Here is a 20,028-nt window from a genome sequence, read left to right as displayed (position 1 = left end):
TTGATAATTGCAGTTGCCCTGGTTTAAATCCAAAACAAACCTCGTGATATTGAACCCGACCAACAATCGGTGGAATTTGAAGCTGTTGCTCTTGAGATAACTCCTCTTCGGCGGGAGAGTCTGCAATGTCGGCTAACAGTTCCATCGAAAGCGAAGTTTCTTGAAATCGCTGCCAGAGCCGTGCCAAACGCAAAAGTGGGCCTGTCACATATCCGGTTAAAATGCGAAAGGCGAACAGTCCACCCAGGGTTAATTCACCTGTCAAGACTAGTTCGGCACCCACCCACAACACGATTAGACTGCTCACCGTGTTGAGAAAGTTGCTGTAGGAATAAAAGACTGTATTGATGTTGGAGGTTGTGAAGCCACTGGTTAAATATTGCACGTAGCGATCGCGCCAGGTTGCTTCGACTAGAGACTCCATGTGCTGAGATTTGACCGACGCAATTCCGCCTAAGACTTCGACCATATAGGATTGCACTTTCGCGCCCTGATCGGCTTTAACGCGAAGCAATTTTTGCTGAATTTTAGACATCAGCAGGGTAGAAACAATCACAATCGGAACGGTAGCGAGAACGCAGAGAGTTAGACGAACGTTATAGAGCAGCATTACGCCAATATAAAACAGCGAAAACACCACATCCATCACAGTGGTGATCGCAGTTTCTGTCATAAATTGACGAATATTTTCTAATTCTAATAATCGCGATGCCAACTCTCCGACCGATCGTTGCTCAAAAAACTTGAGCGGTAAGTGCAGCATGTGACGCACAATCTCAACGCCCAGATGCAAATCGATGCGGTTTGTGGTGCTGATCAACATTTGCGTTCGGAGAATGGTCAACACGCCCTCTAAGAGCGCAAACATGATCATCAACATCCCAAACGTAGACATTGCTCCTACATTGGCACCGATAATCACCTTATCGACCACCTGCTGCACCAACAAAGGATTGCCCAAACTCAAAAGCTGAATCACGATCGAGGCGAGCAAGACCTGCACTAAAACATCGCGCTGTTTGATCACCATTGGCACAAACCGCTGGAAGCCAAACCGCTTGGTCGGCGTGGTCGCAAATCGCTCTAGAACAATCGCTCGGCAAGTAGTCGGCGCTGAATCTGAAGGATCATCGATCGTCAACTGTTTTGCTAACCGATCGGGAGTTAGGCGCACCAATCCGGTTCGGGGTGAACCTAACACAGTTGTTGTCGGAGTCACGTCATACAGCACAGCAAACACGTCACCAAACTGAATCAGTGCGGGGGTAGTCAGCCGATTGATGCCGCCACCTGTAGGCGTAAAGTTAATCACTTGAGCATTTAGCCCGATCGCTTGAGCAATCCGCAAATAGAGATCGACGGGTTCAAATTTATCGATCGCTTGCTGCTTTAATGAGCGGCGCATTGAATCAGGGCGATAAGGAACTAGTAAGCGTTCGCAGACCATGCCAAAACACGCCACAATATCTTCGATCGTCTCTGGAGAACGTGACTTCCAAGCGGGATAAGCTTTGTCATCAGGTGGAGAAATTTTGGGAACAGTTGAGATAACGGGTTCGATCGAAGCAACACTTGCCGGAGTTTGTTGAAATGTTGAGGTTAAGCAGGCACGATCGAGTCCTAACAAACGCACCGGGAATCGAGAGGGACGAGTTTGCTGCAATTGGTTGACGTGGGTGATAGGTGTCCCGATCGGTAAGTTAAGACCTTCACCACTGCTAACCAGCCAGATACGATCGTCTGACAGCGTAGCCGACCCATTTGACATTGCTGCATCCCAATGTTTTGCAATGGCAAACTGTTCTCGATCAATAGACTGCACGACTTCTAATAAATCGAGATCAGAGGCAGGATCAAGCAAAAGCGACCGATCGCGAGAAAGCGTATCAAAGAGTTCTAACAAACTCACCTGTTGTGTTAACACAGGCATCAAATATTTTAAGGCGAACGATTCAAACTCATCGGCAGAGAGCGCCAGCGTTAACACTTCCCGATCGGCAGTTTGAGAACTCATCGCGGCTCTCACTGACCCTGCCCCAACGCGACGAATCAAGCTATCCCAACCCACCACAGTGCCTGCGCCCGACACTGCCAGCGTTGGGGTTTGCTGTGAGTCAGAGCCGAGAATCCGCACACTTCCCTGCACAATAAAATGCACGGCTGAGGGCAATTCTTTAGGAGGATAAATTACTTCTCCTGGCTGAAAAGAACACAACCGCAGTTTTGACGCGATCGATTCTCGCAGATTAGGAGGCAGCGGTTTGAACAGCCATGCCGTAAAAAAATCTGTCAGAAACGATTGCATTCGTTCATCACTTTGCATCATCGACACGAATCCTCACGCGGTGAACTCTGTTAATCCTGTCTTCTGATTGGTGGACATTAATTGTTATCGCCGAGAGGTGCTGCTTTGCGGGGTTGGTAGGGTTGCTCTGTCGAATTTGACTGCACCGCGATCGCTCCCGGCGTATTAATCACTCTTTGAACTTGTGTTTGCAGCCATTGAGTATAAAGACGATCGACCACAGCCGTACGAGTCACCTCAGTCAGTCGGGCAGCGATCACCCGCTCTAATCGCACGACCCAAAATCGATCGTTTACAGGCACCGGAGCGTAGACAATTCCGGTCTGTTGGTTGCGAAATAAGGCTGCAACGTCGATCGGCAGCGTCGAGAGTGCCACCGGGCCCACCAAGCCGCCTGTGTGTCTCTCACTTCCTAATGAGTATTCTTGCGCCAGTTGTGCAAACTCTACGCCGTCATCTCGAAGCTGAAAATAGACTTCTTGCGCCAACGACCCATCATCAAGCTGAATCAGCGAATATTCCACGCGATCGAGGTCTGACTTGATGCGAAGAAATTCTGACTCTACTTGATCAGCAAACCGCAGTTGCTTAAATTTTTGCAGTTGCCACTCGCGCATCATCACTGCCTTGAAATAATCGAGTGTGATCTCCTTCTGTTGACACCATTGAGTGACAAAATTCTCAAAATCCTCCGGTATTGGTGTATCGGCCGCGCCTACTAGGGTGTGAAACACCTCCTGTTTTAATAAAGGAACTTCCTTGAAGACTTCATCTAACAAGAGATGCCCGACTAGGGGTTCTAGAAGCTTGTATTGAACTAAAGCAGAGATAATTTGGTCACCGTTTAATAGGCGACTACCAATCTTTAAGCAGCTACTCATGAGAGTGTTCCAAACGTTCAAGTAGACAATCTTTTCGATCAACTAATCTATGTCACGGCTTCTATAAAGCAGTAAACAATCAAGATAGTGACAGTCCTTCACTCTTTGATAGGCTACAACACAACTTGCCGTGCGTCTAGACTAATTAGAACCAACGTTGATATAGTTCTAATTAATTTTCGGCTGACTAGTCGTTAGTTATACCCTGACTGTTATTTATACAGGTTCATCCGCAATAAACCGGACGATATTCAATAATTTATTTAATTGGAACAATCTCCTAAACCAGTAGGTTCTAATTAGCAAAATTACCGCCTTTTGGTTAAAAATATAACACTACATACTAAGTATTGTTTTTATTTTGCCATTCAGATTATTCTAAAACCTTTACAGAATGGGTATTTATCCTAAACGCATTCTAAATTTGCAAGTTTCTCTAAGTATAAAAACCTTAAGCAAGCCCCAAAAAGTTCTGAGATTACCAGGTTGGATAAATCCTTTTACTTCTTTACTCTTGGTATAAGGATGTGCTTCATAGTAAACTTATGGAGTGTGCAACCTTAGTTAAGCTTCATCCGCTAACTCTCAGAGACTTGTCAAAACAGAATCAACGGCAGAGTCTATCAGTGGTGTTAACTTCAGGGTGCTGAGGTCGTGCTGTTAATCGTCTTTTTCAAATAGCGCGATCGCGCCTCACATTATTTCAACCAACCTGATTCAGATGGCAACAGCTTCTAGTGTGTAAGCCGATCTGAGCAGCTTCAAAGTTTAATCAACCATAAGGAAATCACCATGACTATTAGCAACCCAGTTGGACTACAGGCACTTTCAGCGCTTCTAAGCGAGACTACCTCAGTTACCGTCGCAACCGATGGAGTGAACTTTAACGGCACCGAGCTAACCAATGATCTATTTGTTGGAAACGCAACCAGCAACACGGCTAGAGGCAACGAAGGCAACGATTTATTTCTCGGCGGTGATGGAGATGATTTGATTTTTGGTGATGCGGGTAATGATGCCCTGTTTGGAGAAAATGGAGCCGATCAGCTCAGGGGTGGTGTAGGCAACGACACGATCGATGGCGGTGTGGGCAATGATCTACTAGTTGGAGACAGCGGAGTCGATCAACTCATCGGGGGCGAAGGAGCTGATCAATTTGCCTATGCAGGCGATGTGTTTGCAAACGGCATTGCTGCACCTGCTGGAAAAACGGGTATTAATGTCCTAAACCAGCCTGATGTGATTTCAGACTTTACGATCGGCGAAGACCAATTTGCGCTCAACAAATTTGATTTGAACCTTGACACCCTCACATTTCAAAAAGGACAGTCTTCACAAATTGCGGGCAACGGCAACGTGATTGTGCTCACCGATCCTTTTCCGGCGGCGGGGGCTGCGGCTCGTGCGATCGCCAACAACAACAACATCACAGCCGATGCAGGCGCTTTTATCTACTTCAACTCGACGCTAGGCTTGACCCGTTTGGCCTACTCTCAAGATCTGGGTGACGGTGGAAATGTGAGCGTGCTGGCCAATTTAGACAATCAACGGGGCGAGGCTGGGTTGGCAAATGTCGCACAGTTTTCAGAGGCCAATTTCACCCTCGTCTAGTCTTCGATCTCGAAGTTTTTTTAGTCAATTAACTTCCTGCATCAATACTCCGCCCTCCTCACGAAGTGGGGCGAAGCCCTCGCCAACCCTTCTCCCCAAGGAGAAGGGAGCCAGAACTCTCTTGTTCCCTCTTCTTGGGGAGAGAGCTGTCCGGATTCATGCAGAAGGTCTAATTAGGGTGCATCTATTACGATCGTTTATTGTGTAATTTTCCAATTATGAGCCATCAGCTATTAGAGCCGATTACCGACCCCTCGATCGCACCCTCGTTTAAGACAAACCGCCGCTTGCCCTTCAATGCTTCTGACCTCAGAATGGCTGCCAGCAGTGGCATGATTGTTTGCTCTGCACTGTTGATCAACAATGGTTCACAAGCAGCCGCAGAGATCAATACCCAACCCTGCGAACAGCCATCTAACAGTGCTGGAGTAGAAAAACATTGTTCTAAAGCAGTACAACACTCCACAGCCGCGTCTCCAGAGCAACTTTCTAATCATCAATGGAGTGATCAGTTGCAAAGCCATGAGCAGTTAGACAAATTGCCCAGCCAAATGGAGGCAGCATACGCCGACTTACTAAACCAGGCGCAAGCTGCTGCAAGTCGCGACCAGTTAACAGAAGCCGTCAACACCGTTGCTGGAATCCCAAAAAACAGTCAGCACTATGAGTTGGTGCAACAACTTCAGGAAGAATGGTCACAGGAGTTAGTGCGCCAGGCAACCAGCCACATTCAACAAGCTGAGATTACACCTGCGATCGCTCTATTAAACAGCATTCCAGAAACTAGCCAATGGCACGATCGCGGCACAGAACTAAAGCAGCGCTGGAGTCAACAAGCTAAATTGTTTAATCAGGCAGTTGCCGCTAAATCGGCAGCAGATTGGCAGGGGGTGATTGACGCAATCAAGTCGCTTGAGGGTTCTCCCCTCTACAATAGTCTCCCGGTTCAGGAGTTGTTGCAGCAGGCAATGACAAAACGCTATGAGCCAGACGCGGCTCTGCTGCAAATCGCCACCGCAGACGCACCGATGATGCCAACCGTTGTGCCGCCAGAGACGGTGAAGATTACGAAGACTGGGTTTAGATATAGCAATCCTAAGTGAATTGTGGGACAGGCTTCTAGTCTGTATGGGTAAGATGCCCATCCCACAATAGTCTGAAAGAAGGCACAGTAGGGGCACGACATGTCGTGCCCTCTAGACATCGTTTGTTTGGTATTAGCCTTTGGTCGGAGCAGGTTTAGAAAACTCTAGTCCAAACAATTTCTTCAGGGCAATCAGGGGATCAGTCTGAGGAAGACTCATCTCTATAAACAGGGTGTGAGCCAGCTTTAATTGAACAGCACTATATTGTCTCTGGCTTTGGGCCTGGGACACCGCTAAACTCAAATCGTGAAACCACTTCATTAAAACGGGAAGTGAATGTTCTAAGACAACAGCGCTCAGATTGGGTGAGAATCGCAGAATTCGCCGCTTAAACCGGGCATTCATCAGGGTGTAATCGCCCGCATCTTGAATAATTTCCCATTTCGATTGGGGCATAGCTTTCTCGCTCCAAGCCACCCATAAACGCATTCGTTTTAAAATCGCATCTGCGTCACCCCGATCGCTCAAATAAAAGGTCAGTAGTTTTGGTTGCAGTTCTAGCACTCGGCGCAGGGGTTGAGCAACCTGCTCAGCGCGATCGAGGGGCGAGTTGAGGTCGAGTTGCGGCGATGAGACAGAATTTGTTGAAGGCAAAGGTTCAACCACAGACGTTTGAGGGAAATGCTGACGTGCGATCAGCAGTTCGGGAGCCTGGGTGACTGTGGTCACTTCCCAACGATAGCGATCGAGCTTGCCGCCCTCGTGCATGCACATCGGAAACGGGTAAGTCAGCTTTGCGATCGGCTGATGGGTTTGGAGATCGAGATATTCTAGATGTAGCTGAATTTCGGGCAGATCATTTTGCTGTTTGGCGAAGGTGTAATCTGGCGGCGGAGGCTCTAAACAGAGCAAACGCACGACTTGAATAATGTCAGGATTCTTGCTGTCTCGCAGTTGAAAGACATTGTGAGGGGGGTTAAAGATCAGCCGTTCTTCAGCATCTAGAAAGTAGGAAAGCGCGCAGCCTTGAGGCAGATGAAACAGCGTACCAATGTATCGATCTAACTTGGGTTTACGCCGCCTTAAATAGACAAAATATTGAGTGGGTTCAGTCAACCCGCGAGCTTGATAACTGTAGTCTTTTTTGAGCAGCAGACGAGTGTTGTGCTCGACTGGGGCAGATGCAGCGACACCATGACGATGACGATCGCCAATCTCTCTTAGCCCAAATTCGACAATGGTTTGAATGTTGTCAGCTTCGAGTTGAGAAATGAGTCTGCGAATCAAAGCCACCTTAGCCTTGGCGGGAAGTTGAATCGCATGATCGAGTAAGTCAGCCTGACGCTCAAGGTCGTCTTCAAGTATGGTTTCTGCTGGATCAAGCGTATTCTGAAAAACCCTTTCAGTCACCGCCTCAACGTCTGATTTGATCGCTGCTTGAATTAGCCGCTCGTCAACGCCCACCGGGGAAATTTCACGACTCATATTAGGGCAAAAAAATTGTGGAACCTACACACCACGGAGCGATTTGATTAAACTAACTCGATCGACCCAAGTGGGTCAACTCGGTGAACTTATTCTATCCTAAAGCTCTCTTAATCTAGAAAGTCTAAGTAAAAGATTAGACGAAGAAGCCCGGAGATTTGTTAAGAATCGCCTTTCGATACGATTCAATTTCAGGCGTTGCTGAAGGGTGACATTAATTGCAAAGTTTGCCCTCACCCTCAACCCTCTCCCAAAGGGCTACCGTGTGTACATAAGTCATTTCGCTTCGTTGTGAGCGGCTTCTGCCCCCTAAATCCCCCAAAATTGGGGGACTTTGAAACTGAAAGCCTGGGTCAAAGTCTCCCAGAATGGGGGATTTAGGGGGCGAAGATCTCGGCAATGACGAATTGAGAGACTTGTGTGTACACGGTAGCCCTTTGGGAGAGGGGACAAGAATTCTAGGGCAAATTCATGCTTCGATTCAGCAATACCCAATTTCAGTCGATCGCTTCACGGTGACGTAATACCTTTAGAGGCTTACGATCGCTGATATCTAGCAGCACGCCATCGAGCCATAATAAATTACCGTTCTGGTCAAAAAATCCTTGTTTACGTTCGCTCACCCAACGAATCTGACCGTTAGCATCAATAATTCGATAGTCGATCGAACTGCGATAGCGGTCTAAAATCGCTTGAACGAGGGAGTCTTTGAGAATGTGAATGTCATCTGGGTAAACAATACTGAGATACGATCGAACTTGATTATTGACAAACACTGAAGCTGGATACCCGGTAATGTCTTGAATTCCGTCACTGGCGAATTCCATCATGTAGCTAGAATCACAGCGGAACACAGCGCCTAAACTGTTGAGAACCAGCGATCTAAACTTTTCTTCATTAGCTCTCAGTTCGACTTCTAAACATTTACGATCGGTAATATTGTGTCCACTGATGATCACGCCATCAATTTCTAACGCTGATGGAAACTGTTGCCCTTGAATCGACAATGCAACCCATCGATTAGACTTCGATCGCCACCAACATTCGATGCTGGGCTGATTGGCTTGAATGTGGCTGTTCCATAGCTGTAGAGCCAGTTCAACTTCATTGAGATTGCTGGGGTGAATGAGTTCTTTGATCTGCCGACCGAGCAACTCTTCTTGTTGATAGCCCAACAAGTCTTCAACCGCAGAACTCACATAGATCATTTGTCCGCTAGGGCTGGTTTGAATAAACAAATAAGGGCTATTTAGAAAGAGTGTCTTCCACTTTTCTTCGGTTCTGACTAACGTGCTATAGATTTTTTTACTTTCTGTAACATCCTCTAATAGCACCGCGTAATAGCGTTGATGCCCATGGATGCAAGCAGAAATTGCGATCGAGGAAACGTTAACATTCAGCCAAAGAACTTCGTTGTTTTTAGCAATGAACCGCTTCTCGATCGTATAAGTGTGAATGCTTTCATTCAGCAAATTCTGCTTTAAATGCTGATCAATTAGCCGATCGTCAGGATGCACAAATTGCTCAAGATTGAGGAGGTCTCGATCGCTCGTTCCCAAAAGCTTGTGCAGATTTTGATTACACTGAATGATGCCACCCTGCGGATTGATCAAAACAGTCGCCAGGTTAGCGTGAGCAGATCTTGAAATTGCTCGTTCATAAGCTTCTGTGAGGTTGCGAATCCTTTCTACGGCATCAATTTTTTTAGCATTGACCCACATCAGTTTTGCATCTGAGTCAAATTGAAGGGAACATTCAAGCGTTTCTTCTGCGTCTCTAGTTTTAGAGAGAAAACGAGTCGTTTCTCCTTGCAAAGCCCGATCCCAAAACTTTGTCAGTTCGGTGAAGGCGATCGATGTGGATGGAAAACAATCCAAGAAGTTAGCTGGCACAACAGGGGTTGGCAGCAGTTCTAAGAAGCTCTGGCTTGCGTGAATGATCTGTCCTTGATCGTCATATACCCCAATCGGAGGCAGCGATCGCTCTAAAAACTCTAATGACTTGCGAGATTGAATTCCAGGAATATCCCAAAAAGTAGAACTCATCTTTGAATCTATGCCTGTATTTTGGGCGGAGCTATATTGAGTAGGTTTACATCTACCCCGAAGGTTGGCAGTGATCTGAGCCAATCATTTCTCAAAGCTCTTGAAGCTGAGGATTTGTTGACTTAATCACCAGTCGCTTAAATTGCGCGAGTTCGACCCTGATTGACGAACCCTCTAGTAGCTACACCCATCTTTCTCGGCAAACGTGTCTACCTTAGCAAAAGGCTAAACCATTTTGTAAGCGTTTGCTCAATTGACTCATTCTCACCCATTCTGATTACTGCGTCTTAGGTTCATTGATTCTCAACAAATTAAAATCCGTGTCTGTGCTTGTTTCTAAAGTGTCACAGTCTTTAATCTCCAATGTTGATAATAATCAGCAGTTTTGGGTAGGCTTGTTGGCGAATTGGCACACAATATCTACATCAGCAAATTATTCTAGCGTTGCCCAATAGAGAGAGGATTGGGTAGGGGCAATCCCCCGGTGGTTGCCCTCCAGTCGTTAGGGTAGGCACGGGGGCGCTACCCCTACAGTTAATTAGAACGGGTGCGTTAGACTCAGTTCCAATTAATCTACTCTTTTTTTAGTCATTTTTTGCAGAATGGGTAGTCAAGAATGATACTTGTCGTTATAATCTACACGAGCATCTAACCAGTATTGCAACTGAATTGTGAGTGGATCAGGGTTAAGCTGAGGTTCGTCTACCGCTTTGGCTTAATTTTTCACAGCATTTATAACCTGAGTAAGAAAATTCTACTGTCCCAACGAGCGGCAGCGAAGACAGTCAAGGCTGTGGTAAGTTTCGCAGGCCTTTAAGAACGTCCAACATTCACCTGTTCAGTCCTTCTGGACGATCGCGACGAGTTTTTTAATGAATTTCGCGGACACCAGCGATTTGAGCACGTCCGCGCTCAAAGGGTATGAGCATGATTGGGCAACTATTAACTGGACGCTACCTGATTTTAGAGAAGCTAGGAGCGGGAGGATTTAGCGAAACCTATCTGGCTCGTGATAAATATCTTCCTCGACATCCGCTGTGCGTCGTCAAGTGCCTCAAACTGCCCTTGCACAGCACGATTTCGCTAGAGACCGCACATCGCTTGTTTGAGACAGAAGCTCATCTGTTAGAGCAGTTTGGGCGACATCACCATCAAATTCCGACGCTCTTTGCTTATAGTCAAGAGCAAGATTCGACTTATCTGGTGCAAGAGTATATTGAGGGTGAAAATTTCAGCACCTGGCTGAGTCAGGGAAAACGCTTTACCCAAAAGGCGGCGATCGCCCTGCTGCTAGAAATGCTTCCTATTTTGAACTACATTCATTCGCATCGGGTGATTCATCGCGATATTACGCCGAGCAATTTAATTTGTCGTCGTCGAGACAGTAAGGTGGTTTTGATTGACTTTGGCGCAGCTTATTGCCTGCCAGAAACCGAGTCTAGTATGCAACCTGACACCGAGCTTCCGCTTGAAATTGGCACCCCTGGCTATATGCCTGACGAACAACGTCTGGGAATGGCTCAGACCAATAGTGATCTTTATGGGCTAGGAATTTTGGTGATTCACTTGCTGACGGGTGTTGATCCGCGACAGTTTAAGCAGGATTTGATTTCAGGAGAGCTAGATTGGCAACGCTATCTCCAACCGTCGTCTGTCTCATCAGAGCTGCTGGCAATTCTCAATCGAATGGTGCGAAGTCGGGTCGGCGATCGCTACCAGCAAGCATCAGAGGTTTTGACCGACCTTCAGGCATTGCCCGCAGCCCAACGTTTTAGGCAGAAAGGGACGAGTCAGCGCTCATGGGTGCAACAGATGGTTTTGCCTGCCAGCACAATGTTGTTAATCGGAGCGATCGCTTCGCAGGCTTTTAAAGGGACAATGGGAGGATGGTTTTCTGATTATGGTCAGCAAGCTAAATCTGCCCTTACTCAACTGGAACAGAGGTTTCTTCCCCAGTCTGATGGGCATTTAACAATGCTGCGAGAAATGTCGATTAAATCGGGGGTCGAGCGGGTGCTGATTGCCCCCAACAATCAAGTCATGGTGACTGCCGGAGCCGATCATGTCTTACGCCTGTGGTCGTTGCCCAGTGGGAGGCGCATCAAAACTCTGGTGGGATATAAAGCACCCGTGACGACGTTAGCCATTAGCCAAAACAGCAAATTGTTGGTCAGTGGTCGCGAAGATGGCACTCTCCAACTTTGGGATGCAGCTTCAGGAAAATTTCTTAAAACCTTTAAAGGACATCAAAAGTCTGTAACCGCGATCGCAATTAGTCCGGATCTACAAACATTGGTCAGTAGTAGTAGTAAAGATAGAACCTTGCGCCAATGGAATTTAAAAACTGGCGCACTGCTGCAAACTCTAAACCTCCCGCAAGCAGACGTGACTGCTATCACCTACGGCGCGACTTCTAACACTCTGATCACTGCCAGTCGCGGTTTCTGCAAAGCTGCACCTTGTGCTAATCGTCAGCTTCAAGTCTGGGATCTCCGCACTGGGAAGATTCATCGAACGTTTTCAGGGCATACCGACACGATCGTTGGCTTACAACTGGTCAATGATCACACGCTGATTAGCTTCGGCAAAGACCGAGGGCTGATGTGGGATCTCAACCGCGAAGCTTTAGTCCAGGTTTTGCCAGAGGCCTCTGCTAATCCTATTCTAATTTCCAGGTGCAATCGCAATATTATGACCGTTCATAGCAACGGCAGCATTCGCACTTGGATTCCTCAATCTGGAAATTTAGTGATGCGAGAGACAGGAACACTAGAGCATCCAGCGAATGTTGCATTTAGTCCAGATCATGACTATTTAGTGACTTGGAATGCAAATAAACGGGTGAGTTTTTGGCAAATCAATCACGAAGCGATTCATTAATCAATTTACTAACGGCTACTGTTTTCACGGGGTTGTTTATCGATAAATTTTGATCTGATTTTGCATTTTCGTCGTGTCTAACTGACGTGACGCTAACCGTTCCGAAAAGAGGTAACACCTATGCTGAATCAAGTTTCCGAGAAGACCATGCATCGCGTTCGCTGGTTACTCACCATTGGATGGCTATTGTTAATTGCGTCGCTTTTTTATGATCCCATCACCACCGCGTGGACTCAACCCAACAATCTAAGCAGTCCCTTTCACGTTAATCTTAGTCAGTGCGTCAAGGTTCGAGAGCGGTGTCTGCCCCAGTCAGCCTTTTCAATGAGTGCTTTGATCTGGTGGGCAATGGTGGTGCCCACTGGGATTTTTGTTCTATTGGTGCTTGGACATGAATTTTGGCGACGGATTTGTCCCCTCTCATTTTTGTCACAGATTCCGCGCGCGTTGGGAATTCAGCGACGGCGAAAGGTGGTCGATCGGGTCACGGGTGAAGTTCGGCGAGAAGTGGTGACGATCGGCGAAAACTCTTGGCTAGGACGCAATCATCTCTATGTTCAGTTTGGGCTATTTGTGCTGGGGTTAGGACTTCGCATTTTATATGTCAACTCCGATCGGTTTGCCTTGGGAATTTTTCTGATTGCAACGATTTTCTGTGCAATGCTGATCGGCTATCTATATGCAGGCAAAAGCTGGTGTCAATATTTTTGCCCGATGGCACCTGTGCAAATGGTTTATACGGGGCCGCGATCGCTGTTGGGCAGTCAAAATTATCTCAAACCCAGGGCAACGATTACTCAGTCAATGTGTCGTACCACCGACTCAAAAACGGGTCAAGAACAAAGCGCCTGTGTCGGATGTAAAGCGGCTTGCATCGACATTGATGCCGAAAAAACCTACTGGACAGATTTTACTAAACCAGGTCGGCGGCTCGTTCAATATGGGTATCTAGGCATGGTGATTGCTTTTTACCTATACTATTTTCTCTACGCAGGCAATTGGGATTATTATTTTACAGGTGCATGGACTCACGAACGAGATCAAGTTGCCAATGCATTCGACACAGGTTTTTATCTTTATAACCACGCCATTCCGATTCCAAAAGCGTTCGCAGTTTTCATCACGTTTGCGGTTTTGATTGCGATCACTCTAACATTAGGGCTGATATTAGAAAAACTGTGTCGCAAGGTGATTGTCCGAAAAGGTCGCGCGATCTCTCAAGAGCAAGCACAACATATTGTGTTCACGCTGTTTACCGTCACTTCTTTTTGGACATTCTTTTCTTATGGGGCCCGTCCTTCGTTAAATCGCTTGCCCGATTATCCATTGTTTGCCTTTAACGCACTCATTGTTTTGGTTGGCTCTCTGTGGCTCTATCGCACTTTTCGCCGCACCCGCACTCAATATGAGCGCGAAAACATGACCACTAGTTTGCGTAAACAACTGCAAAAGCTGTCGATCGAGCCAACGCTGCTAGAAGGACGATCGCTCGATGATCTTACGCCAGATGAAATTTACACGCTGGTAAAAGTTTTGCAGGGAGTCTCTCAACAATTGCGACTGCAAACCTATACAGGTGTTGTACTCGACTTGTTGCGGCAACAAACCACGAGTGCCTCTGGCAGTTTTGAATTTTGTCGGCAACTGAGACAAGATTTGCAGCTAACTGATGCCGATCACTTTTCGACGATCGAGACGATCGCTGCCACAAATTCAGAGATTCTGTCTGGCTCTCAACCGTCAACAGAAGCCTTTCACACGGCGGTAACTCTAGCAAGAACGATCGCAAAACCATCCAAAAAATCGAACGCTTAATGACAAGCGGTAAGAATTCATGCCAATCACTGATCACCCAGGAGGTTACTCACGATGTTGATTCTAAAGTCAGTCAACTTTGAGCAACGAGAATTTCAAAATCATCAGCTTCAAGCATCCCACCCCGGACAAACAGAGTGGGTGATTGGACGCAGCACCACCTGTGATTTAGTGCTGATGAGTCCAGAGGTGAGTCGAGTTCATGGGCGAATTGTCTATCTCGACCCGACTTACTATTTTGTTGATGTGGGCAGCGCATCGGGTTCACTACTCAATGGTGAGACCATTCCCATAGACGATCCGCATCCCCTTCAACCTGGTGACTTGCTTCAGCTTGGGCAAACATTTTTACACGTTGAAGCCTTGGTAGCTCCTTTGTCTGCGGCGGCTGAAACTGCGATCGATTCTAATATGCTACCGACTCAGATCTGGGCAGGAGAAGATTTGCTCTGTCGTTGTTGTCGCATTGTTGATGAAACTCCTGACGTAAAAACCTTTTGTTTTGTTGCAGAACCGCCCGTGTTGTTTTGCTATCAACCAGGGCAGTTTGTCAATTTAGAGATTGTGGTTGATAACAAGCCAGTCATCCGCTGCTACTCGATTTCTTCGTCTCCGACCCGCCCTTATCACTTGAGCGTCACTGTTAAGCGAGTGCCCAGCCCGCCTGATCAGCCAGAATTGTCCCCCGGTCTGGTCTCTAATTGGTTGCACGATCATCTTAAAGTCGGCGATCGCGTCAAGCTGATCGGCGGCGCGATGGGGAACTTTAGCTGTTTGCCCCAAGTGCCCTCTAAACTACTGTTGATCTCAGCCGGGAGCGGCATCACGCCCATGATGTCAATGGTGCGTTGGGTGCAAGACACGCTGACAGACTGCGACATTATCTTTCTTTATAGTGCTGCTTCGCCAGAAGATATTGTGTTTCGGGCAGAGTTAGAAGCGATCGCGGCTCAAATGCCAAATCTGCGTTTAGCAATCACCGTAACTCGACCGTCTCCCAAACACGCTTGGATGGGATTGACCGGACGCATTTCTGAATCGATGCTGCCCCTAATGGCACCCGATTTTCTGGAGCGATCGGTTTACGTGTGTGGTTCAGAAGGCTTTATGCAAACGACTCGCTCTTTGTTAGAAAAGCTGGAATTTCCCATGCAAAACTACCAAGAAGAAAGCTTTGGCGGCAAGTCGTCAAGCTCACCCGTTTCAGCCCGGTCTGCATCTGAGGAGGGGCAGCTCGATGCGACGTTGATCAAAACGCTTCCGTCTGAGTTTTTGAGTGCCAGCAATGGTAAAAACTCTCGTTCAGATCCGCTGCGCTCAGCTCAATCCGCTTCCCAAAACACGGCTTCTGTGATTCACTTCACCAAATCTGATCAACGGGTTTTGGCAGACGATGGTATGTCTATTTTAGAAGCAGCAGAACAAGAAGGCGTTCAACTGCGTCATGCTTGTCGAGTTGGCGCGTGTGGGGCGTGTAAGGTGAGCGTTCAGAAGGGAGAAGTTCGCTATCAGACTTCTCCAACCGCATTGACGATCGCGGATCAGAAAGCGGGTTATGTGCTGACGTGCGTTGCTTATCCGGTCGGTTCTCTAGAGATCGATGCTTAGGATTGTGGATTGAATGGTGTGTTACTGCAAGGATAGTGGACACGGCAGTGCCATGTCCCTACGAGGTGGGATTTTTGGGGGCTTGGCGGAGCGATTCGCTGACCCCTCTTCCCAACAACACAAACAAAACTAGCGTTCCTTGAATCACACCCGCGAGAGAAGATTCTAAATTCAAATCTAACGGCAACTGTAGACTGCCAATATTCAAAGCGCTAAAGAAAAATGCAACGGGAAGAATAAACCAAGCATTCAGCCCTACCAACATGGCGACTAATAGCGCGAGATAACCTAACCCACTAGAAATATTAGGAATCAGACGATGAAAAACCGCCAGCACTTGTAACGCTCCGGCAACACCAGCAAACCCACCACAGATCGCAAACGCACTCAGCAATTGACGAATTGAAGGAATGCCTAATGTATAGGAAGCGCGAAGATTCTGCCCAACGGCTCGTAGACGCAAACCAAAATAGGTGCCTTGCAAAGTAATTAGCGTGATGGCAACGGCAACGATCGCAATCAGCAACGCGATCGGGCTGGCATCAGTATCACCAAACGTCGGCAACCACAACGCTTCTGAAAACGGCTCAGTGCCGCTCATTGAGGCAACGCCTTCACGCTTCCAAGGGCCAAAAATTAAGTAGAGGGCTAACCCATCGGCGACAAAGTTAAGACCTAAGCCTGCAAAAATTTCGTTAATGCGGCCATAAACGTTGAGTGCACCCGTGAGTAACCCCCACAAAACGCCCCCAACACCGCCCATGAGAATTGCTAACAAAATCACCAACGCTGGAGAGAGCGCATTTTGAGTCAGTTGAATTGCAAACGTGGAAACGATCGCTCCAAACGCAATCTGTCCTTCAATGCCTAGATTATATAATCCTGCTGTGAATGTAAATAACAATCCACTCGCACACAGCAAAAGAGGCGCAAGAGTTGCGATTACTCTCGCAAATTGTCCCACTGTGCCAAAAGAACCCGACCACATCGCAGCGATCACTTCAATGGGAGACGCGCCCACCACTAAAATGATTGTTGTGATGAACAGTAACGCCAGCGCGATCGCAGCCAGTTGATAATAAAGAGTTTTTTGGGTCATGAAATTGCTAATGGCTCCATCGTATCGCTTAACCTGCCGCCGATTAGTTCTCCTAAGCGATCGACAGTGAGATCCGCAACAGCGATCGGGCGAGAGGCTTGACCGCCACTAAAAACAATGACGCGATCGCTATAGCGCATAATTTCATCTAAATCGGAGGACATAAACAAAATCGTCGTTCCGGTTTGACATCGAGCAATCAATTGTTGCCACACCCACAACACTGATTCGATATCTAAACCACGAGTTGGATGCTCCATTAACAACAGATTTAATGGCACTGGCAGCAATGCTAATTGAGTGCGCTGTTGATTGCCGCCCGATAATCGTTCTACAGGTGTGTTGGGCTTACCGCGAATGTTGAAGATCGCGATCGCCTGCACCGTCTGCTTTAAAGTTTCTTTCCAATCGACAAAAAAACTTCGAGCAGGAGTCCGTAGGGCAACGTGTTCGTGAATTGACAATCCGCTTACCAATCCCTCCTTTAAACGATCAGCGGGTAGATATCCAATCCCACGATCGAGATATTCCTGGTAGGGTTTGTGCGTCATCTCCATACCATTGATCACCATCTGACCTGAAGCAGAGTGCAGCAACCCCGCGCAGAGTAATAGCAATAATTCTTGTCCGCTGCCTTCGAGTCCAGCGAGTCCGATAACTTCGCCTTTATAGACGGTAAGATCGCCGAGGTGAAGAGACAGTCGATCGGTGTCAACGCGAATCTTTTCGAGTTGCAGTGCCGCTTCGGATTGGCGAGTTTGGGGCTTGAGTGGGAGGGCTAATTCGCGACCAAACATCATCTCGATCAGCACCGCATCAGGGCAAGGAATCTCAGCCCGACCTATGACTTTACCGTGACGAAGAACAGTGACGCGATCGCATAATTCTTCGACATCTTCGAGTTTATGGGAGACAAAAATAATTGATTTGCCCTGGGCTGCTAGTTGCTTAACTGCTTCAAACAGGGCAGTCTTTTGAGAAGCAGAAATTCCGGTTGTGGGTTCGTCTAAAATCAGGGTGCTGACACCTAGCGACAATAAGCGCAGAAGTTCTAACTGCTGACGTTCGCCAACCGTGAGATTGTTGACGGTTTCGTAGCCGTTGAGATTGAAATTAAAATGAGCCGCTAACTGCTGTAATTGACGGAGCGATCGCCCCCGATCAATAAATCCTGTCCCAGTTTTGCCTACCATAAAATTGTCTAACACCGACAATGGCGGAAAGTCTAGCGGATCTTGGTGCAGCATTCCGATGCCAGCAGCGATCGCGTTAGCAGGCGTTTTAATTTCAACCGATTTTTCGTCTAGCAAGACTGCTCCAGAATCTCGGCTGATAAACCCACTCAGCACTTTAACGAGTGTGCTTTTTCCGGCTCCATTTTCGCCTAACAATCCATGAATTGTGCCTGCTTCAACGAGCAACGAAACCTGATCATTTGCTTGAACACTGCCAAACCGTTTTGAAATATTCTGAAGTTCGACTCTCATCAGTTGTCATCTATGATTGGCTTGGGCTCGTATAGCAATCCTAAGTGAACGTCAGTTCGACGAGTTTTTTCGCTTCGTTATCAGCGGCTTCTGCCCCCTAAATCCCCCATTCTGAGGGACTTTGAAACCGGAATTTTGGCTTGAAGTCCCCCAACTTTGGGGGATTTAGGGGGCTTCCCGAATTCACACTGCCTTCGGCTCAACAAAGCTGTTCGGAGCGAACTATTTCTGTCGAACTGACGTTAAGTGAATTGTGGGATGGGCATCTTGCCCGTACAGGCTGGAAGCCTGTCCCACTCTTACAACTGAAATAGAATTGCTATAGATTAAAATATTGGTTACTTGCAATCCTAATGGGCACGGCGGTGCCATGCCCCTACGTCTTATTTGCTTGATCCTTCCATTCCTGCTAACAATTGTGGCAAATACCAAATTTGTTGATCGGTTGCGGTTTCTCCTGCTTTTAAGAACGGCGTTCCGTCTTGGAAGTTTAACGGGCCTTTAAAGGGATTAATGCTGCCATCTCCTAAGCCTTTGATAAACTCATCCAAAAACTTTTTATTATCGCCCAGTGCGGTTCCAGGATTGAAACCAACCATTGACGTTTCAGGATTGTTGATATCTTTCCAATCGGGTGCAAGCCAGGTAAACTCGCTGGTATAGTTGCCCGCGATCGCTTTTTTAATCGAGTTCGCATAAGGAAACGACCAGTTGTAATAAGGCACTCCCAGACAAATATCAGGTGCCAGATTGCAGCCAGAGGCTAAGTCATAGTGAACAAATTTGACTTTTTTTCCAGCTTCCGCCGCTTTTTTGCCCTGCACGGCGGCTTCGGGTGTGTCAATCCCCGACATAACGACATCATAGCCACCGTTATAATAGTCATCTGCGACTTTGGTCGGGTCTAAAGTCTTACCGGGAATGTTGAACCAAAACCCAATCCAAGTGACTTTGAAGTTGAGGTTTTCTGCCTTTTTTTTGCGGTAGGTCTCCCAACAATATTTTGCCCCCAGGTAGGCAGATGACGAATAGCGGCGCGTTTCATCGTTAATTAGGGGGCCGAGATAGCCGATTTTTCCGGTTTCGGTTCCCAAGGCGGCAGCACAGCCCGCGATCATTTTGCCATACTCCATCCGCCCCATGATGTTGCCCAGGTTTGGCTGATTTTTGAAGTTTTTCCCTTCCTTCCAGGCATAGTCACCAGAGGCGTGAATCACTGTCACATCGGGGTGTTTTTTTGCGGTTGCCAGCGCATCATCTTTAAAATCGTCAGAGTTAAAAATCACAAACTTGGCACCTTTGCTGATCAGATCATCGGCAACTTGAGAGCCTTTAACATTGGGACGATCGGCAACGTTGACTTTATCGACATACTCCAACTTTGTGCCGGGAATGGTCTTTAAAGCAGTCTGAATGCCTTCAAATTGTGCCTGATTCCAGCCGCCGTCTTGTTTGGGCCCGACTAGCACCATGCCAACCGTAAAGTCTTTCCCGGCGGCGGGCGATTCTGGAGATGCCCCTGTGGGTGAAGTGGGTGAATTAGCACTGGGGCTGCCGCATGATCCTAGCAGCGCTCCGAAAACCGCAATCAGGCTTAAGGATTTTAGAGTGGAGTGATTGATCGTCTTAACTAGCAAACCATTCAATCTCATAGGGGGCGCTTTAAACACAAACTTAGTTCCACTTAACGCGATCGCTCTGGTCGAGAATGTATCAAAGCGAACCAC

The 20,028-nt window shown here is 47.4% G+C and carries 12 protein-coding genes; 5 read left to right on the top strand and 7 right to left on the bottom strand.

Annotated features, from left to right (window positions below; genetic code table 11):
- Positions 1 to 2,326: peptidase domain-containing ABC transporter (locus tag BRW63_RS16395; RefSeq protein WP_189645268.1), on the bottom strand; the 2,326-nt coding region annotated here is incomplete at its 3' end.
- 56 nt (positions 2,327 to 2,382) lie between these two features.
- Complete coding sequence (locus BRW63_RS16390) at positions 2,383 to 3,186, bottom strand: peptidylprolyl isomerase (protein WP_073072838.1); 804 nt, start codon at positions 3,184 to 3,186, stop codon at positions 2,383 to 2,385.
- Between the two features lie 792 nt (positions 3,187 to 3,978).
- Here BRW63_RS16390 and BRW63_RS16385 point away from each other — a divergent pair.
- Both BRW63_RS16385 and BRW63_RS16380 read left to right on the top strand, forming a co-directional pair.
- On the top strand, positions 3,979 to 4,797 hold the full coding sequence (locus BRW63_RS16385) for a calcium-binding protein (protein ID WP_073072836.1): 819 nt from the start codon (positions 3,979 to 3,981) through the stop codon (positions 4,795 to 4,797).
- A 218-nt stretch (positions 4,798 to 5,015) separates the two neighbouring features.
- Positions 5,016 to 5,900, top strand: coding sequence for a hypothetical protein (locus tag BRW63_RS16380; RefSeq protein WP_073072835.1), 885 nt, complete (start codon positions 5,016 to 5,018; stop codon positions 5,898 to 5,900).
- 114 nt (positions 5,901 to 6,014) lie between these two features.
- On the opposite strand, the gene BRW63_RS16375 is transcribed toward BRW63_RS16380, so the two are convergent.
- On the bottom strand, positions 6,015 to 7,367 hold the full coding sequence (locus BRW63_RS16375; RefSeq protein WP_073072833.1) for a hypothetical protein: 1,353 nt from the start codon (positions 7,365 to 7,367) through the stop codon (positions 6,015 to 6,017).
- A gap of 497 nt (positions 7,368 to 7,864) precedes the next feature.
- A complete protein-coding gene (locus BRW63_RS16370; RefSeq protein WP_073072831.1) occupies positions 7,865 to 9,412 on the bottom strand; it encodes a PAS domain-containing protein in 1,548 nt (515 codons plus the stop codon).
- Positions 9,413 to 10,339: 927 nt separating this feature from the next.
- On the opposite strand from BRW63_RS16370, the gene BRW63_RS16365 reads away from it, so the two are divergent.
- From BRW63_RS16365 to BRW63_RS16355, 3 genes are all read left to right on the top strand, one after another.
- A complete protein-coding gene (locus tag BRW63_RS16365) occupies positions 10,340 to 12,292 on the top strand; it encodes a serine/threonine-protein kinase (RefSeq protein WP_181314450.1) in 1,953 nt (650 codons plus the stop codon).
- A 120-nt stretch (positions 12,293 to 12,412) separates the two neighbouring features.
- Positions 12,413 to 14,107, top strand: a complete 1,695-nt coding sequence (locus BRW63_RS16360; protein ID WP_073072828.1) for a hypothetical protein — start codon at positions 12,413 to 12,415, stop codon at positions 14,105 to 14,107.
- Between the two features lie 54 nt (positions 14,108 to 14,161).
- Complete coding sequence (locus BRW63_RS16355; RefSeq protein ID WP_073072826.1) at positions 14,162 to 15,715, top strand: FHA domain-containing protein; 1,554 nt, start codon at positions 14,162 to 14,164, stop codon at positions 15,713 to 15,715.
- 58 nt (positions 15,716 to 15,773) lie between these two features.
- On the opposite strand, the gene BRW63_RS16350 is transcribed toward BRW63_RS16355, so the two are convergent.
- The 3 genes from BRW63_RS16350 to BRW63_RS16340 form a co-directional block, all read right to left on the bottom strand.
- Positions 15,774 to 16,814, bottom strand: coding sequence for an ABC transporter permease (locus BRW63_RS16350; protein WP_073072825.1), 1,041 nt, complete (start codon positions 16,812 to 16,814; stop codon positions 15,774 to 15,776).
- Positions 16,811 to 18,301 (bottom strand): ABC transporter ATP-binding protein, encoded by a 1,491-nt coding sequence (locus tag BRW63_RS16345; protein ID WP_073072823.1) that lies wholly within the window; start codon positions 18,299 to 18,301, stop codon positions 16,811 to 16,813. Before BRW63_RS16345 ends, BRW63_RS16350 begins: the two co-directional genes overlap by 4 nt.
- Before the next feature lie 383 nt (positions 18,302 to 18,684).
- Positions 18,685 to 20,028, bottom strand: a complete 1,344-nt coding sequence (locus BRW63_RS16340) for a BMP family lipoprotein (protein ID WP_223257402.1) — start codon at positions 20,026 to 20,028, stop codon at positions 18,685 to 18,687.

Origin of the sequence: Phormidesmis priestleyi ULC007 (assembly GCF_001895925.1) — a bacterium.
Taxonomy (GTDB): Bacteria; Cyanobacteriota; Cyanobacteriia; order Leptolyngbyales; family Leptolyngbyaceae; genus Phormidesmis_A; species Phormidesmis_A priestleyi_A.
This window is presented reverse-complemented; position numbering and strand designations above follow the sequence as displayed.

Bases quoted from the DNA above. Each gene is read 5' to 3' on its own strand.
- BRW63_RS16390 (WP_073072838.1), bottom strand. From the start codon at position 3,186: ATGAGTAGCTGCTTAAAGATTGGTAGTCGCCTATTAAACGGTGACCAA.
- BRW63_RS16385 (WP_073072836.1), top strand. From the start codon at position 3,979: ATGACTATTAGCAACCCAGTTGGACTACAGGCACTTTCAGCGCTTCTA.
- BRW63_RS16380 (WP_073072835.1), top strand. From the start codon at position 5,016: ATGAGCCATCAGCTATTAGAGCCGATTACCGACCCCTCGATCGCACCC.
- BRW63_RS16375 (WP_073072833.1), bottom strand. From the start codon at position 7,367: ATGAGTCGTGAAATTTCCCCGGTGGGCGTTGACGAGCGGCTAATTCAA.
- BRW63_RS16370 (WP_073072831.1), bottom strand. From the start codon at position 9,412: ATGAGTTCTACTTTTTGGGATATTCCTGGAATTCAATCTCGCAAGTCA.
- BRW63_RS16365 (WP_181314450.1), top strand. From the start codon at position 10,340: ATGATTGGGCAACTATTAACTGGACGCTACCTGATTTTAGAGAAGCTA.
- BRW63_RS16360 (WP_073072828.1), top strand. From the start codon at position 12,413: ATGCTGAATCAAGTTTCCGAGAAGACCATGCATCGCGTTCGCTGGTTA.
- BRW63_RS16355 (WP_073072826.1), top strand. From the start codon at position 14,162: ATGTTGATTCTAAAGTCAGTCAACTTTGAGCAACGAGAATTTCAAAAT.
- BRW63_RS16350 (WP_073072825.1), bottom strand. From the start codon at position 16,814: ATGACCCAAAAAACTCTTTATTATCAACTGGCTGCGATCGCGCTGGCG.
- BRW63_RS16345 (WP_073072823.1), bottom strand. From the start codon at position 18,301: ATGAGAGTCGAACTTCAGAATATTTCAAAACGGTTTGGCAGTGTTCAA.